This is a genomic window from Mycoplasma putrefaciens KS1 (genome assembly GCF_000224105.1).
Classification (GTDB): domain Bacteria; phylum Bacillota_I; class Bacilli_A; order Mycoplasmatales; family Mycoplasmataceae; genus Mycoplasma; species Mycoplasma putrefaciens.
Window position 1 is genome coordinate 122,393 of record NC_015946.1, and the last position, 16,679, is coordinate 139,071.

Sequence of the window (16,679 nt, forward strand, 5' to 3'; positions counted from 1 at the left end):
ACATCAAAAGCTTAAAATAATTTATGCACTAATTATTACTTTGTTTTTATGATTTTTTTAATATATCATTATATTATGTTATAAGAGGTGGAGTTATGATATCATTTTTTGCAACAAGTGAAACTATGGAACTTGGTAGACAGCTTATTTTAGCTTTTGAAATATTAGTAATGATAATTTCTCTACTGATGATCGTTATAGGTTTGGTTCAAAATAAACAATCTCAAACAGGACTTAGTGCTTTAAATGGGGGAAATGAAGAATTATTTTCAAACTCTAAAGAACGTGGACTAGACAAAACTTTATCTATTTGGATGTTAAGTCTAGGAATAGTATTTTTTGTTTTATCATTAACAATTTGCATTATTACAAACACTATGTTAGTATAGTGTTTATTTTTTATAATAACTATAGAAATATTTGGGAGAAAATATGAAGTCTGAAATTGTTAAGTTAATAAAAAAACACAAAGATAAAATTAATTTAGATAGTTTATTAAATAGTTTTAAAACAATTGACCATCCATTAGTAAAAGAAATTCTTGATCACTTAGAAAAAGAAAACAAAATAGTAATCTCAAAATTAAATAATATTTATTTACTAGGTGATTACTATAAAACTGGTATTTTAAAATTAAATCCTAAGGGGTTTGGTTTTGTTAATAACTTTTCTGATCTAGAACAAGAAGATTTTTTTGTTGCTCCAATTGATTTAAATGGTTGTTTTGGAACTGATCAAGTAGTTTATATTGTTCAAACTGATCAAGACCAGAGAATAAAAGCAATAATTATTGAACTAATTAAACGTGAGAAGAATTTTTTAATTGGTGAAATTGTTAGATCATATGATAAAAGGTTTCTAGACTTTGTTTCTAATGATAAGTCATTTGATAATTTTAGATTTGTAATTTTAAATAAAGCGGAATTTAGATATCAAGAATATCAAATAATCAAAGCAAAAATTGTCAATGTTAGAGATCGAAAAATTTTTATTAGATTACAAAAAATCATTGGTGATGTTAGAAAAGCAAGTGATCGAATTATTGCAATTGCTGAAGAATTTCAAATTAAAACCGAGTTTAATCACAATACTTTAAAAGATGCTGAATTAGTAAATATTGCTGTTGAAAAGCAAGTTGAAGAATTAAAAAAACGTCAGAAAAGATCTCTGGTTGATAAAATGATTGTTACTATTGATGGTAGCGATTCAAAGGATTTAGATGATGCAATTTGTGTTGAAAAGCTTGATAATAATCACTACAAACTTTATGTTGCGATTGCTGATGTTAGCTATTATGTTAAACCAAAAACTGCACTTGACAATGAAGCATTACTTAGAGGTAATTCTACTTATTTAGCTAATAAAGTAATTCCGATGTTACCAAAAATTCTGTCTAATGATTTGTGTTCACTAAATCCAAATACCAAAAAGTTTGCTATGGCTTGTGAGATGGAATTTGATGGTAACGGAATTATGCTATCTAAAAAAGTTTATGAAACTATTATCGTTTCTAAATTTAGACTAAACTATAAAGAAGTTAATCAATATTTTGAAACCAAGTCATGAAATCATGATAAAAAAAGTCAAGAAATGATTGATATTGCTTATGAATTGTATAAAAAAATTGAAGCTCATAAACTAAATAGAGGAACCATTTGTTTTGATGTAAGAGAACCTAAAATCATTATGGACAATAATTCTAAGGTAGTTGAAATTACTGCAAGAAGTACTGGAGAATCAGAAAAACTAATTGAACAATTTATGGTTAGTGCTAATGAAGCGGTTGCTGAACTTATTTTTGAAAAGAAACTACCATTTATCTATCGAAATCATGGTAAACCCAATGAAGATGAACTAGTTAATTGGTACAAGTCTTTAAAATCATTTGGAATTAATCCAAAACTAACTGCTAGTCAAATCTTAGATCCCAAAAGTATTAATCACACTTTAGCTCAAATTCAAGAACAAATTAAAGATCCTGTTGAAATAGAATTATTAAATATTTCCTTATTAAAATATATGGATAAAGCTAAATACGGGTTAGAAAATATTGGTCATTTTGGATTATCTAGTCAATGTTACACTCATTTTACTTCACCAATTAGAAGATATAGTGACTTAATGGTTCACAGATATTTAAAACAATATTTATTTGAAAAAGATACTAGAGAATTTGTTTTAGAATCTAATGAAGCTTTTATCTCAAGAGCATGCAATATTATTAATGATACTGAAACAACTAGTGTTGATTGTGAGCGCGAAGTTATAAAAGCATGTATGGCTGAATACATGAGTGATAAAATTAACACAGAATATCTTGGAACTATTTCAGCTGTTTTAAAATTTGGAATGTTTGTGCAATTAGATAATATGGTTGAAGGCTTAGTTCATATTTCAAACTTAGCCGATGATTTAGTTTATGATGATGAAAATAAAATATTAATTAAATCTGATAATACTTTTTATAGAATGGGACAAAAAGTAAAAGTCAAATTAATCAATGCTGATGTTAAAAAAAGAGCAATTGACTTTATTCTAGTAAAGTAAGTTAGACGAGGTGAGCAAAATGACTCAACACTTAATTACTAAAAACAAAAAAGCTTATTTTAATTATGAAATAGTTCAAACTTATGAAGCTGGAATGGTTCTGACAGGTCCTGAAGTTAAATCAATTAGAAATAAAGATGTTTCTATTAATGAGTCTTTTATTGTTATTAGAAAACAAGAAGCATTCATTTTAAATATGAATGTTAAAAAATATCAGTTTGCTAATTATATTCAAAGATTAGACCCATTAAGAACAAGAAAATTACTATTACATAAAAAAGAAATTATAAGAATCTTAAATCGTGTTAAACAAGAAAACCTTACTATTATTCCTACTAAACTTTATTTTAAAAATGATTATATAAAACTAGAAATAGCTTTAGCAAAAGGAAAGAAAAAGTATGATAAACGTCAAGCTATTAAAAAAAGAGATGTTGAGAGAAAAGAATTGAGAGGTTTTAAATAATGTTTTTATTATTACAACAAACTAATCAACAAACTAACACTAACATGTCACCATGAATAATTGCACTAATTTTTATTTTAGGAATTATTGGAGTTGGAATTGCTGCTTGAGGAGCAAAATCTGGATTTTCTTGAAGAGAAGTTTTAAATGGTAAGAATAAAAAAGTAAGCAAGGTTAAAAAAATTCTTAACACTAGAAGAACTTATAATTGAACTGAAGTTGATGAAGCAGTTGAACCAGATCTACTAATCGTTGGAGTTTCATTTAAAAATGCTGTTTATACTTCTGAATCAATTCCGGTATTGTTGCTAAAATCAATGAATTTTTCTCAAACAATTAGTGAATTTAAAAAAAATCTCTTTAAAACTAATAAGGATTCAAAATTTGTTCAGTATATGAAAAAAATGAAATTTAAAAAAGAAGAGATTATTTTTATTATTATTGAAAATTCTGAAAGTGTCGAAGAATTAGATCATTCATTTAAAAGTTGATTATCAATTATTAGTGCTGAAACTTTAGGATTAAATTAGATCATAGCTTTAATAAGTTATGATCTTTTTATTAAACTTTATCATTTCTATACCAAGGCATCAAATCAATAATTATCGTATTATAATAAATTTGATATGAAATTAAGTGTATTAGACCATGGTTTATTAACAGAAAAAGACCAATATAAAAAAGCATATAATGAAGTTTTAGAATTATGTAAATATGCTGAAAAATTAAACTATTTTTCGTTTTGAGTTAGTGAACAGCACAACATTAATTCGCTAGTGATTTCTAATCCACTTATTTTATTGAACTATCTAGCATCTCATACAAAAAAAATTAAACTTGGATCTGGCGGAATTATGTTAAATAATTACCAGCCCTATTTAATTTCCGAACAAATAAATACCTTAAATTTATTACACAAAAATAGATTTTTATATGGTTTTGGTTCAACAATCACTTCTGATCATAAACTAATAAAATTGCTAGAAACACAACCAGATTTAGATTATAAAGCTAAGTTATTATTAGTTGACCAATTTGTAAATAACTATGGTTCAGTGCAATTAAAAGTTGTCCCTAACATTAAACAACCTATTGATATTGTGATGTTAATAACAAGTGAACAAGCAGCTAAGTTTGCTGCACAACACGGTTTTAAAATAAATTATGGATGATTTTTAAACCCTTCAATGCTTTATGCTAAAGAAGTTATTAATACTTATATTTCAACTTATAAAAAATGATGAAATAAACAACCTAGTGATATAACAATAAGTATTAATGTTGTTTCAGCAAAAACCTTAAAAGCAAGTGAGCAAAACCAAAAAACTTTAGCTTTTTATCGCACATTTCAAAATACTAATCAGTTTGAAATATTTCCAGAGATTTATGATTTTGACCAACATCAATTTAATGATGAAGCTAAAAAAAACTTTGAAAGATATTATAAAAGTATTTTTAAAGTTCAAAGCACTGATGATGTTTTAAAAATCGATCAATTTTGTAAAAAATTAAATGTTGATCATTTAATGATTCTTCCAACCTTAAAAAGTATAGATGATAGAAAATTAGTTCTTAAAAAGATTGCAAAATTTTATAATAAAAGGAGTTTTTCAAATGAAAAAAGTAATTAATTATTTAGTTTTAGAAAAACAAGAAAATAGTAATAACTACTATTTAAGATTAACTGCAGAAATGCAAGATGATATCGGAACAGTGGGTTATGTGCAATTTAAAAATACTGATAAAAAAGACTTTCAAAAAGATGATGTGTTTTTAGCTTTAGAAGCATCAAAAGCGATTTTGACATTAAAAATGCCATTAGATGCTACTGTTGTCGAATGAAACCAACAAGTTATTGAAAATCCTGAATTGATTAGTTCAGCTGATCAAAATAGTAACTGAATCATGATTTTAACAAATATTAATAAGAACACTTTTGATAGCTTAGAAGACTTTTAGTATGAATCAAATCCAAAATGTTGAACAACTAAACGCTTTTTTAGTTAATGCTGATGCGATTGTTATTGGAATTGGATCAGGAATGACAAGCGCTGATGAAATAGGTTATTCTGGAAATAGGTTTCAAGAAAACTTTAAAGACTTTATTGATAAATTCATGTTTTTAGACATGTTACAAGCTAGTGTTTATGATTTTGAAGATATTCAAAACTATTGAGCATTTCACTCTAGATTTATGAAACTAAATTATTTTGATCAGCCAGCAACTGAAAGTTTTCTTAATCTAAAAAGCTATTTAGATGATAAAAACTATTTTATTATTACAACAAATTCTGATAATAGTTTAGAAGCATCTGGTTTTGATCAAAACAAAATTTTTTATATTCAAGGCAAATATAATTTATTGCAGTGTTCTAAAATGTGTCACAACACTCTTTATTCAAATGATAAAGCGGTTCATGAAATGATTGAAAAACAAAAAAACTTAAAAGTTAATCTAGATTTAATTCCTAGATGTGTTAAGTGTAATGAATTTTTAGAAGTTAATAAACGCTTAAAAGATAAAGGAATGGTTGAAGATCAAAGATTTTTTGATGAAAAACAAGCTTATGAGCAATTTATCAAACAAAATAAAGATAAAAAATTAGTATTTTTAGAAATTGGAGTTGGTTATGCAACTCCAACACTAATCAAACAACCTTTTTGAGAGATGACAAAAAACTATCAAAATTCAATTTATCTAACACTTAATAATAAGTTGTATCGTGTTCCAAAAGAAATTAGAAATAGAACATATAATTGTTTTGAAGATATTAAAAAAACAATTAACGAATTATTGGAGGTAAAAAATGATACTAATAGAACCAATTAGAAATGGCAAATATATTAAAGATGGGGCATATTGATTAGCAATTCAAGTGTGAGCGCTTAATAAACTAAAATTAGATGATACTGTTGTTTTTCCAAGTATTGCTGATCCACACATCCAAATGGGATATTTTCAAAACCCAGAAGTAGAAGTTAACTTCAATTATTTAAAAGAACATAATCTTGAAATTGTAAGACGCGACACAGGTGGAGGAACAATCTATATAGATTCTAATTCTTTAAATATTTGTTATTTAATTCCTTATGATCAAAATCAAGCCATTTTAGGAAACTATGATAAGTTTTATGCATCAACCATCAAAATACTAAAAGAGTTAGGTGCTAAAGATGTTGTTCAATCAGGCAAAAATGATTTAACAATTGATGGCAAAAAAGTGAGTGGTGCTGCTATGATGTTAATTAATAATACTATTTATGGTGGTAATTCATTACTATACAACATTGATTTTGATGCAATGAATCAAGTTTTAAATCCTAACCGTAAAAAAATTCAAGCTAAAGGAGTTAAGTCAGTTTCTCAACGCGTAGCAGCTTTAAGTAAATATTTTGATAAACAATATCAAAATTTAGATATCTTTAAATTTAAAGACATTATGATTAAAAAGATCTTTAATGTTGATGATTTAAATCAAATTAATCGTTATGAATTAACTGAACAAGACTGGCAAGAAGTTGATGAACTAGTAAATTCTAAATATAAAAACTGAGAATGAACTTATGGATTAAGTCCTAGATATGAGTATAATCGTGATGCTAGATTAGCAATTGGTACTATTAACTTTTCATTAGCTGTTGAAAACCAAAGAATTGCTAAAATTAAAATCAGCGGTGATTTTTTTACTAAAAAAGATATAAAGCCAATTGAAGAACAATTAATAGGAACTAAAATGACCTTTGAAGATCTAATAAAAGCATTAAAAGAAGTTAAACTTTCTGATTATTTTTTTGTTGATTTAGATGAAACTGAAATAGCAAAAATCATTTTAGACCAATAATAGTGAAACAATATAAAAAGTTATTTGAATCATTTAACCTTAATGGTTTTAACTTAAAAAATAGGTTTGTTTTATCGCCAATGACTTTAAGTTTTGCAGATCAAAACGGGAACGTAACTGATCAAGAACTAGCATATGCAAATAGAAGAAAAAACTCTGCTAGTTTACAAATTACAGGCGGAGTTTATTTTGATCAATTTGGCCAACTTTTTGAATATGGTATTAGTGCAGCAACTGATGATCATATCGACTCTTTAAAACAGTTGTATCAAGCCATGAAAACTGATTCAAATTGTGTTGTTTTACAACTGGCACATGCTGGTAAATTTTCTAAAGCTTCTCTTAAAAAATATGGTTATTTATACGGACCATCATATGAAAAAAATCATTTTCCAGTTGATCATGAAGTTTTTGAATTGTCTGAAACTCAAATTCAAGAAATTATTGAAAGTTATGCTGATGCTAGTTTAAGAGCTATTAAAGCAGGATTTGATGGAATTGAAATTTCGATGGCACAAAGATTATTAATTCAAACTTTTTTTAGTCAACACGTTAATAAAAGAACTGATCGTTATTCATCAGATAATTTTAAAAATCGTTCAAGACTTTGTCTTGAAATATTTACAAAAGTTAGACAGATAATAGATCAATACGCACCTAAAAATTTTATTTTAGGTTTTAGAGCCACTCCTGAAGAAACCTATGGAGCAGTTTTAGGATATAGTATTATTGATTTTTTCCAATTAGTTGATTTATTAATAGAAAGAACCAATATTTCTTATCTTGCGATTGCTAGTTGAGGTCATGATATTTATTTAAATAAAATTAGAAGTGATTGCCAGTTCAAAAACCAGTTAGCTAATAAAGTAATTTATCAAAAATATCAAAATAAATTACCAATTATTTCATCAGGAGGAATTAATTCACCAGATAAATGTTTAGAAGCATTAAAATATTGTGATTTAATAGGATTAAGTTCGGTTTTTGTTGCAGATCCAGAGTTTGTTGAAAAAATCAGAACCAATAGACTTGCTGAAATTAACTTAGCTGTAAAATCAGAACAATTAACAGATCTATGTATTCCAAAATCTTCATTTAAAGATATAGTTAACATGTTTAGTTATTGTCAAACAATTCCAGATCAAACAATAAAAACGTTTAAAGATAATTTAAAAAAATAACTAAAAAGAACCGAAAAACAATCAGTTCTTTTTATTTATCTATAAACTCTTCAACGATTTTAATAAATTGCTCTCAATTTTCTTCAAAAACCATGTGTCCTGTCTTTGGTATATAATAGGTTTTGATATTTTCAACTTTAGTCTGAAAATATTCTAAACACTTATCTCGATCAACAACTCCATCAGTTTCACCAAGTATTAACAGACAAGGAACTTTTATTGAACTTAACGCTTGATCAATGCTATCATGTACTTGACTTGAAACCAAAGTTTTTCCTAATTTAACAATTATTTGATTATTATAATCATTAGCTGAAAAAGTCTTTTTTGCTAGTCGCATTCAACTAGGATTATTTGTATATTTAGAACTATCATAATATAAAGAAGTTAATAAATTATTAATTAAATCATCAAATGTTTTAGGAAAATAATCAACTAAAAACTGTCTATCAATATCTTCTGAAGCTTTATTCATTGGAGCGATATAAATTAGTTTTTTAAATAATTGTGGTTTTAATTGATAAGCAAGTGAAATTATTCCTCCACCCATTGAATGACCTATTAAAATGACATTTTGCAAATTATTATTTTCTATAAATTCAACTAATAATCTGGCAAAATCAAATACTGATACTTGATCATCACCAATTGGTTTTGTATTGTTATTTCCAGGAAATTGTAGTGCATAATAATCTGATTTATCTCAGTAGTTCTTAAAAATATCAAAGACTCTTGGTGAAGAATTAAATCCATGACAAAAGATTATATTATATTGATTGTTATTATTATTTTTGTAGACATAATCATAGTTATAAATTATTTTGTTCATGGTATTTAGTCCTAGTTAACTATATTCTAAGTCAAAAATTAACTACTAAAAATAAATTTCATATTAGAAATAAATAATTAAAGCTCATTTATAAGCTAATAAGATGACACAAACTTTTGCAAAATTAATGATTAGCTTATGAAAAGTGAACTAGTTATAGATTATTAATTATTTAGATATAAATGTTAAGCAATTTTAAAATTTATTGAAACCGTAAGGATGAGTGTGTGTGAAAATACTGCCTGATTAGTATAATGGATTTTTTAATTTCTAAAATCAGTAACAAAAAACAAGGCGAGCTTGTAACTAGCCTTATTCTTGCTTTTATTGGCATATATCTATGTATTACTATCATTTTTCCTAATTGTAAGATGTATCACATTTTTAAAAAGAAGAAATTTACAGTAACAATAGCAATGATATAGCATAGGTAAACCACAATTAAAAAAGGATTTTAGTTTTAATATTTTTTATAAAGCAAAATAATATGATTGTTTAACTATCAAAAACTATCTTGCTAAGCTAAAAATATCTATCAAAATCATCTCTCCCTTTTAAAAACAACAAAAAGTTTTAAACATATTAGAATTACAATACTTATAAAATAAAAATTGCATTTAAAGTAATTTTTACGATAAAATCTGAGAAATATAACATAAATTTAGTCAATAGTATAAAAACTGAATAAATTATAATAATCTAATTAATCTGATTTAAATGATAAAATAATTAATAATTAATTTTAAAAATATTATTAACATTTATGCAGTGGTTGTAGAGCATTATAATGTAGCCAAGTTGGATAATCTTTTTTGTTTTGTAAAATTGTATGTAAGATAAAAGTTAGAAAGAGAGTACATATGTTAATACTATTAGCTGATAAAACAAAAATAATAACCTATTCTTTAGTTTTAATAGTAGGAATTTTAATATTTTTAATTGGTGCATTTTTTTGGATTAGATATCGAAGTGATTCAAGTTGAAGTAAAAAAGATTCTTTTAGATCTAAAAATTCAGCTTCAAATACCGTATGAGAATTTACTAAGAAAAACTTTCCTATTTTAGTTACTGTTATTGGTTTGATCCTTATTATTTCATCAATATCAGCTTTAATAACACTAAATTAGATGCTAAACCACTTTACACTTTAGGCTTGTAGGTTACATTTCTGAAATCGGTTAGTTATAATTTTAGTGAGAGCTTAAAAGAATAAATATTATATCTATGATTTAGATAGAAGCTATACTAATCAAATTTTATTTATATTTTAATTACTTTCACTATTTAAAAATTGTTTTACAAAAACATAGAAAGGGAAAGAAAAATGCAAACAAAAATGCAACCAAAAGCGTTTTCAGCAAGATTGAAAAATTTTGGTGCAAACATTATGCCTACTTTATCTAAGTTAAGCAAAGCATTTTTATTACCTATTGCATTACTACCTATTGCCGGAATTTTTCTAGGTGTTGGTGCAACAATAACAACTAACACTGCAGAATCATCATTTATTTGATATGTTGGAAATGTTATGAAAGCAATGGGAGAGGTATGTTTTGGTAACCTGCCGGTATTTTTCTGTATCTCAGTTGCTCTTGCTTATACTAAAGATTCAGGAATTGCTGCTTTAACTGCTGTTGTTGGATTTTTAGTATTCAATGCAATTCAAAGTGCCTTGTTAACAGGTGGACCAAAAAATGCAGATGATCTTACTGCAACATATAATTTATTATGATATCACGGTGATAAGTGAGGGGTTCCACAAAAATTAATTTCTGAAAACTTAGGGATTAAATCACTAAATACTGGAGTTATTGCAGGTATTTTTGTTGGGGCTATATCAGCAAAAGTTTACAACAAATTTCATGATATTCAATTACCATCTGCAATTAGTTTTTTTAGTGGAACTAAATTTGTTCCTATCGTAACTTTTGCAGTTGTTGCGCCTTTATCACTAATATTTGCTATGACTTGACCAGTTATTGGTATTGGATTTGCTTGAGTTGGAGAAAACTCAGGAAAACTTCCTTATGGAACAGATTCGCTAATCTTTGAAGTTGTTGAGCGTTCATTAGTGCCATTTGGATTACATCACGTGTTTTATGCTCCTTTATGATGAACTTCAGCGGGTGGATCAATTGCGGAAGCTTTAACAGCAATGCAGAGCCAACCTATGGAAGTTCAAATGAAATTCATCGAAGCATACAAACAAATGCATGGAGCATCAAATGTTAGTGATCTAAATTCTATTATTACATTAGTCAAAAATTCTAAAGATCTATATGCTGCTGTTGGTGACCAATTCATGGGTCAACAAATTTTAGCTAACTCAAACATCTTTAACTTTACTGATGCTCAAAATCTAGGATTAAATGTTGGTAGATTCCAATCAGGTAAATTCGGATTTATGTTATTAGGATTACCTGCCGCAGCTCTGGCTATGTGATTAGCTGTGCCAACACAAAATAGAAAACAAGTCTTTGGTATTTACTTTTCAGCAGCGTTTACTTGCTTTTTAACTGGAATCACTGAACCAATTGAATATACATTCTTGTTTGTTGCTCCATGATTATTTTATGGAGTTCATATGCCATTAGCATCAATTGCTTTCTGGATTACAGGTGCATTACAAACTCATGTTATTCAAACAGTTTCAGGAGGATTTATTGATTATATTATCTTTGCTGTAATTCCATTCTTTGGATCTAGAGCAATGACTGCATTATCAGCATTTGGTGTGTTAGCAGTTGCTGTTGGTCTTGCTCCAGTTTACTTCTTTGCATTCTACTTCTTGATTAAAAAATTCAATGTTAAAACACCAGGACGTGATGGTCAAACTGATAATGTTCAATTATACACAAAAGCTGACTATAAAGCTTCTAAAGAAATGAATACTGATGGTTCAAAATTAAAATCAATAGATGATAAAGAAGCGGCAAGAATGGCTAAAGCTGCTGCTATTATTGAGTATCTAGGTGGAGAAGCTAACATTCTTGATGTTGATTCATGTGCTTCAAGATTGCGTTTAACAGTAGTTGATTCATCTAAAGCTAACATTGATGGTATTAAATCATTAGGTGGAACTACAGGAGCTTTAGTTAAAGGAAATAATATTCAAATTGTTTATGGTGGAGAACAAGAAGCTATTAAACCAAGAATGATTAAGATTCTAGGTCAACAAAGATCTGGTAAAAAATCTGAAGTAAAAATTGAAGTTCAAAAACAACCAAATGTTGAAAAACCAGTAGCTAAAAAAGCAACTTCAACAACTAAAAAACCAAGTTCAGTAACTAAATCTTCAACCAAATCAACAACTAAAAAATAATGTTAATTAACATCTAATTACTAATTTTGATTAGATGTTTTTATTTTCTTGAGTTAATCTAAACTGTTATAAAATTTTAAAGAATGATACACAAGGAGAAAGTTGTATGGATTTTAATAAAGTTGAAGAAACTATTAATTCATTTTTGCAAAGAAATTTATTTAAAGGTGCTGTTGTAAGAATTAATAAAGATAAACAAACAATTTATTCTAAAACATTTGGTTATAATGATCAAAATAATCAAATTCCACTTAAAGGTAATGAAATTTTTAGAGCATATTCAATGACTAAACCACTAACCGCTTTTGCAGTTTTATTGTTAGTAGATAAAAAACTAATTAGTTTAGATGATGATATCTCCAAATATATTAAGTCATTTAAAAACAAAAATATTACTGTTTGAAATTTATTGACAATGACAAGTGGGTTAACTTATAGTGGTAATAAAACTCAAACTCAAATTCAAACTAAAGAGGTTCTAGATAGATGAATGAAAGAAAGAATGGATCTTGAAACATTTTGTGATGAATTATCAAAAGTAGATCTATTATTTGAACCTAAAAAAGGTTGGTACTATGGCTTGAGTTTAGATGTTGCTTGTCAAATAATTGAAGTTGTGACAAATAAAAAATATTGCGATTTTGTTAAAGAAGAAATTTTTGATAAGTTAGAAATGTTTGATTCAGATTTTTACTTGTTTGATCAAGCTAGACAAGCTAATGTTTTTAAGTGAAGTTTAGTTGATGATCAAGCAAAGCTAGAACAACTAACCAATTTTAATTTTTTACTTCAAGATGTCTATAAATTACCAAATTGTCCAATGGGTGGAGCTGGGTTGTTTACAACAGCTGCTGATTATATTAAATTTTTAGATGCTTTATTAGATGGTAAATATCAACAAACTGAAATTATTTCTTCACAATTATTAGAACAAATGCGTTCAGATCAACTTTCAAAACATAATTTAAAACAATTTTTTAAATGAAATCTAAATAGCGATTATAGTTATGGGTTTGGAGTCAGAGTAAGAACTAAAAATAACTTATATCCTTTAACTGAGGTTGGCGAATTTGGATGAGATGGATTATTAGGATCTAGTGGATTAGTAGATCCAAAAAATAGAATTACAATGACTATTATGTTGTCATCATTTCCTGGACATAATTCAGTTGTTGAAAGTGAATTTTTTGATGCTTTATATCAAGATTTAAGAAAAAATAATTTAACTTAGATTTTGTAATCAATGTTAAAGTCATTGTTTAGTTAAAGGAGTAGTTAATGCTTTATTATGATCAATATTCAGTTCTAATTGAAATTAGAAAAAATAACCAAACTTTTATTACTGGTGATCAAGAATTTAGTCAAATTCCTAGCGATCTTTTAAACAATATCTATACTTCAGCTAATTGAAATCGAGCATTGAAATATTTTAGCAAAGAACTTGGTCAAACAATAGGATATTATATGTTAAAAATTGATCTTTATTTAGATTTCGAATCTAAAGAATTAGTAGTGTTAACTAAAAATATTTTTTTTAAACAAATTGTTAATCAAACTAGATTTAAAGAACAGTTTTTACAAAAAGTTTTAGACCATAAACATAGACATAGATTAATATCAACTTTGAATACAATCATTGACTATCAATTTATTAATAAACATACTCCTAGCATTTATAAAGATGTTTTAAGAATTTCATCAATTAATCGCTTTTTAATAAATGAACCAATTGACTTAGATAAGTATAAATTTAAAGATCTTTTTATTATAAGTGATAAGTTTGACTTTAAAATAACTAATAAAAATCAAAGAATCTATTTTATTGATTACAAAAAATTATCAAACTATTATGAACTTAATAAAGCGACATTTATAGATCTTGTTAATCATCAAGTTTATTTAAATACTGTTTTGAGATGAAAAAATAACATTGTTTTAGAATTAAAATATGATGATTTTCAAAATATTGAAATTGCTAAAAATAACTTAATAGAAATTTTTAAAACTAATTTTAAAACTAATTTAGAATGACATTTATATAACCTTAGTTTTGATCATAAATACTTATATGATGGACTCAAAAAAGTTTTTGAAAATAATGATTTTAATAAAGCAATCGAAATTTTAGATAATAGTTTTAAAGAATTGAGATTAAACTATTTTGTGACTATTTTTAAAGATCATAACCTAGTAGTATTAATTAAAAAGTATGTTAAAAATGATCGTGAACAGCAAGTGTTTGAGCGATTATTAACTAGATATAATTCAGCAAATATTTGATAAAATTATAAAAGATAGATAACAAATAGATAACAAACTATCATATAGGAGAAAAATATGCATATTGATAAAAAAGCCGATATTGCAGAAACAGTCTTAATCGCTGGTGATCCAAGAAGAACTAAATGAGCAGCAGAAAATTTATTAACAGATTATAAGTTAGTAAGTGAAGTAAGAAATGCTTTTGTTTATACTGGAATCTATCAAAATCATAAGGTTTCATTTGCAACTTCAGGTATGGGTCAACCATCAATTGCAATTTATGCAACTGAATTATTTAATGATCACAATGTTCAAAAAATTGTTAGAGTAGGAACTTGTGGAACTTATAATAACGATATTAAAGTAGGAACAGTTGTTGAAGCAGATCAAGCATTCTCAGAAGTAAATATCTTTGAACCAACAAAAACTGGATGACAAGCACAAAAACCAACTCTAGATTTAGATGCCGGAGTTAAAGTTAATGTTCACTGTTCAGATGTTTTTTATAGAATTGCACCATTAGATATTAAGACACATCATCTTGATGTTGTGGATATGGAAAGTTATGCATTATTCTATCTAGCAAATCATTTTAATCGAAAAGCTGCAACGATTCTAACAGTAACTGATAATTTAAATGATCACTCTAACGATATGACAGCAGATCAAAGAGAGCAAGCTACATTAGATATGTATAAAAATGTCTTAAATAAATTATTTAGCTAATTTAAAATCTCGAAACTTTTGTTCGAGATTTTTTTGCTATTTTAAATCATCAGAAATGATTTTTTTAATTACTTCTTGACTTGGTTGTTGATCAACTATTTCAAATGTAGACTCAGCAAGTTTAATTCAATCAGAGTTAGTTGGTTTATTGGTATACAAAGTCATTACAACTTGATCTTTTTCAACTTTTTGAGCATAACTTTTATCTAGATAAATTCCACTTGCATGATCAATAACTTCTTCTTTTGTAACTCTTCCAGCACCTAATTGCAATGAAAGTAATCCTAAATCTTCAGCATTAATATATTTAACATAACCTGTTTTTTTTGCTTTAATTGGAATGATATTTGAACATTTAAATACTTGATCATAATTTTCTAATACAGATCAATCACCATTTTGAGCTATCACAAAATCTTTTAAATAATGTGCAGCTTCACCTGATTGCAATTTTTTATAAACATCAGCTTTGGCTTGGTCTAGATCTATAAAAATTCTAGCTTGTAATAAACTAATTGCAACTGCATTCACTACTAGTTCATTAAAATCTTCTGGTCCTTTTCCGTGAAGTGTTTCTCAAGCTTCTTTAACTTCAATAGCATTACCAATCGCTTTTCCTAAAGGCTTATTCATATCAGTGATCATCACTGCTATTTTTCTGTTGTACTGTTTTCCTACTTGAATCATTCTGTTAGCTAGATCTAATGCACTTTGAACGTCTTTCATAAATGCACCATTACCAACTTTAACATCTAAAACTAAACCATTATTTTCAATGATTAGTTTTTTACTCATAATTGAAGCAGTAATTAATGGCATTGAATCAATTGTTCCACTAACATCACGTAGAGCATAAATTTTTTTATCAGCAGGAACAACATTTTTAGACTGAGAAATAATACTCATTCCTACGTTATTTATAACATCAACAAATTCTTGGTTTGTCAATTCACTTTTTCATCCTGGAAATGATTCTAACTTATCAATTGTCCCTCCGGTTTTTCCTAACCCTCTTCCAGATAACTTACATACTTTAATTCCATAACTTGCAACTAGTGGTCCGAACACTAGACTAGTTTTATCTCCAACTCCACCTGTTGAGTGCTTATCAACTTTAAAACCTTTAACTTGGCTAACATCATAAACATCACCAGATTCAATATAACTTTTTACTAGAGCTGTTGTCTCATTAGCGGTCATATCAGTAAAATAAGTTGCCATACAAAAACTAGCCATTTGATAATCAGTAATTTTTGAATTGACATAGTTATCAATAATTCACTTTACTTCTTGATTTGTAAGTTCAACGTTGTGTTTTTTCTTTTCAATAATATTTGCAAATGTAAGCATATTAAAAAGTGCTCCTTTTAAAAATGATTAACTTAATTATACTACTTGAGATTTTAGTTGTAATTCTAATTATATCTAGAACAACTAGAGATTATTTATTAGTTTTTTGATTTTTTATTTTTTTAAGATTATGATCTAAAATCACTGCTTTTAG

At 26.6% G+C, this 16,679-nt stretch carries 16 protein-coding genes; 14 read left to right on the plus strand and 2 right to left on the minus strand.

Features of this window, described 5'->3' with window-relative positions:
- Positions 1-95 precede the first annotated feature (95 nt).
- From secG to MPUT_RS00560, 9 genes are all read left to right on the plus strand, one after another.
- A complete protein-coding gene (gene secG, locus MPUT_RS00520) occupies positions 96-389 on the plus strand; it encodes a preprotein translocase subunit SecG (RefSeq protein WP_014034865.1) in 294 nt (97 codons plus the stop codon).
- A gap of 43 nt (positions 390-432) precedes the next feature.
- Positions 433-2,547 carry a ribonuclease R gene (gene rnr / locus MPUT_RS00525; protein ID WP_014034866.1) on the plus strand — a complete coding sequence of 705 codons (2,115 nt, stop codon included), beginning with the start codon at positions 433-435 and terminating at the stop codon, positions 2,545-2,547.
- Positions 2,548-2,566: 19 nt separating this feature from the next.
- Complete coding sequence (gene smpB / locus MPUT_RS00530) at positions 2,567-3,013, plus strand: SsrA-binding protein SmpB (RefSeq protein ID WP_014034867.1); 447 nt, start codon at positions 2,567-2,569, stop codon at positions 3,011-3,013.
- Positions 3,013-3,543, plus strand: coding sequence for a hypothetical protein (locus tag MPUT_RS00535; protein ID WP_014034868.1), 531 nt, complete (start codon positions 3,013-3,015; stop codon positions 3,541-3,543). Before smpB ends, MPUT_RS00535 begins: the two co-directional genes overlap by 1 nt.
- A gap of 96 nt (positions 3,544-3,639) precedes the next feature.
- Positions 3,640-4,644, plus strand: a complete 1,005-nt coding sequence (locus MPUT_RS00540; RefSeq protein WP_014034869.1) for an MsnO8 family LLM class oxidoreductase — start codon at positions 3,640-3,642, stop codon at positions 4,642-4,644.
- Entirely contained in the window at positions 4,628-4,972 is a 345-nt protein-coding gene (locus MPUT_RS00545) for a glycine cleavage system H family protein (RefSeq protein WP_014034870.1), read from the plus strand. The genes MPUT_RS00540 and MPUT_RS00545 overlap by 17 nt, the downstream gene beginning before the upstream one ends.
- 1 nt (position 4,973) lies before the next feature.
- On the plus strand, positions 4,974-5,843 hold the full coding sequence (locus MPUT_RS00550; RefSeq protein WP_014034871.1) for an SIR2 family NAD-dependent protein deacylase: 870 nt from the start codon (positions 4,974-4,976) through the stop codon (positions 5,841-5,843).
- Positions 5,821-6,855 carry a lipoate--protein ligase gene (locus tag MPUT_RS00555; protein ID WP_014034872.1) on the plus strand — a complete coding sequence of 345 codons (1,035 nt, stop codon included), beginning with the start codon at positions 5,821-5,823 and terminating at the stop codon, positions 6,853-6,855. Before MPUT_RS00550 ends, MPUT_RS00555 begins: the two co-directional genes overlap by 23 nt.
- Positions 6,856-6,857: 2 nt before the next feature.
- Complete coding sequence (locus MPUT_RS00560; RefSeq protein WP_014034873.1) at positions 6,858-8,036, plus strand: NADH-dependent flavin oxidoreductase; 1,179 nt, start codon at positions 6,858-6,860, stop codon at positions 8,034-8,036.
- A 31-nt stretch (positions 8,037-8,067) separates the two neighbouring features.
- Here the strand turns inward: MPUT_RS00560 and MPUT_RS00565 are convergent, their stop codons facing one another.
- Complete coding sequence (locus tag MPUT_RS00565; protein WP_014034874.1) at positions 8,068-8,865, minus strand: alpha/beta hydrolase; 798 nt, start codon at positions 8,863-8,865, stop codon at positions 8,068-8,070.
- A gap of 860 nt (positions 8,866-9,725) precedes the next feature.
- Here MPUT_RS00565 and MPUT_RS00570 point away from each other — a divergent pair.
- The 5 genes from MPUT_RS00570 to MPUT_RS00590 all read left to right on the plus strand — a co-directional run bounded on the left by MPUT_RS00570 (position 9,726) and on the right by MPUT_RS00590 (position 15,175).
- A complete protein-coding gene (locus tag MPUT_RS00570) occupies positions 9,726-9,992 on the plus strand; it encodes a hypothetical protein (RefSeq protein ID WP_014034876.1) in 267 nt (88 codons plus the stop codon).
- Positions 9,993-10,189: 197 nt separating this feature from the next.
- Positions 10,190-12,187, plus strand: coding sequence for a PTS transporter subunit EIIC (locus tag MPUT_RS00575; RefSeq protein ID WP_014034877.1), 1,998 nt, complete (start codon positions 10,190-10,192; stop codon positions 12,185-12,187).
- Positions 12,188-12,293: 106 nt separating this feature from the next.
- Entirely contained in the window at positions 12,294-13,418 is a 1,125-nt protein-coding gene (locus MPUT_RS00580) for a serine hydrolase domain-containing protein (RefSeq protein ID WP_014034878.1), read from the plus strand.
- A 47-nt stretch (positions 13,419-13,465) separates the two neighbouring features.
- A complete protein-coding gene (locus tag MPUT_RS00585; RefSeq protein ID WP_014034879.1) occupies positions 13,466-14,470 on the plus strand; it encodes a hypothetical protein in 1,005 nt (334 codons plus the stop codon).
- 54 nt (positions 14,471-14,524) lie between these two features.
- On the plus strand, positions 14,525-15,175 hold the full coding sequence (locus MPUT_RS00590; protein ID WP_014034880.1) for a phosphorylase family protein: 651 nt from the start codon (positions 14,525-14,527) through the stop codon (positions 15,173-15,175).
- 36 nt (positions 15,176-15,211) lie between these two features.
- On the opposite strand, the gene MPUT_RS00595 is transcribed toward MPUT_RS00590, so the two are convergent.
- The gene (locus MPUT_RS00595; protein ID WP_014034881.1) at positions 15,212-16,525 is read right to left on the minus strand and encodes a thymidine phosphorylase; all 1,314 of its coding nucleotides are present in this window, start codon (positions 16,523-16,525) and stop codon (positions 15,212-15,214) included.
- Positions 16,526-16,679 lie beyond the last annotated feature (154 nt).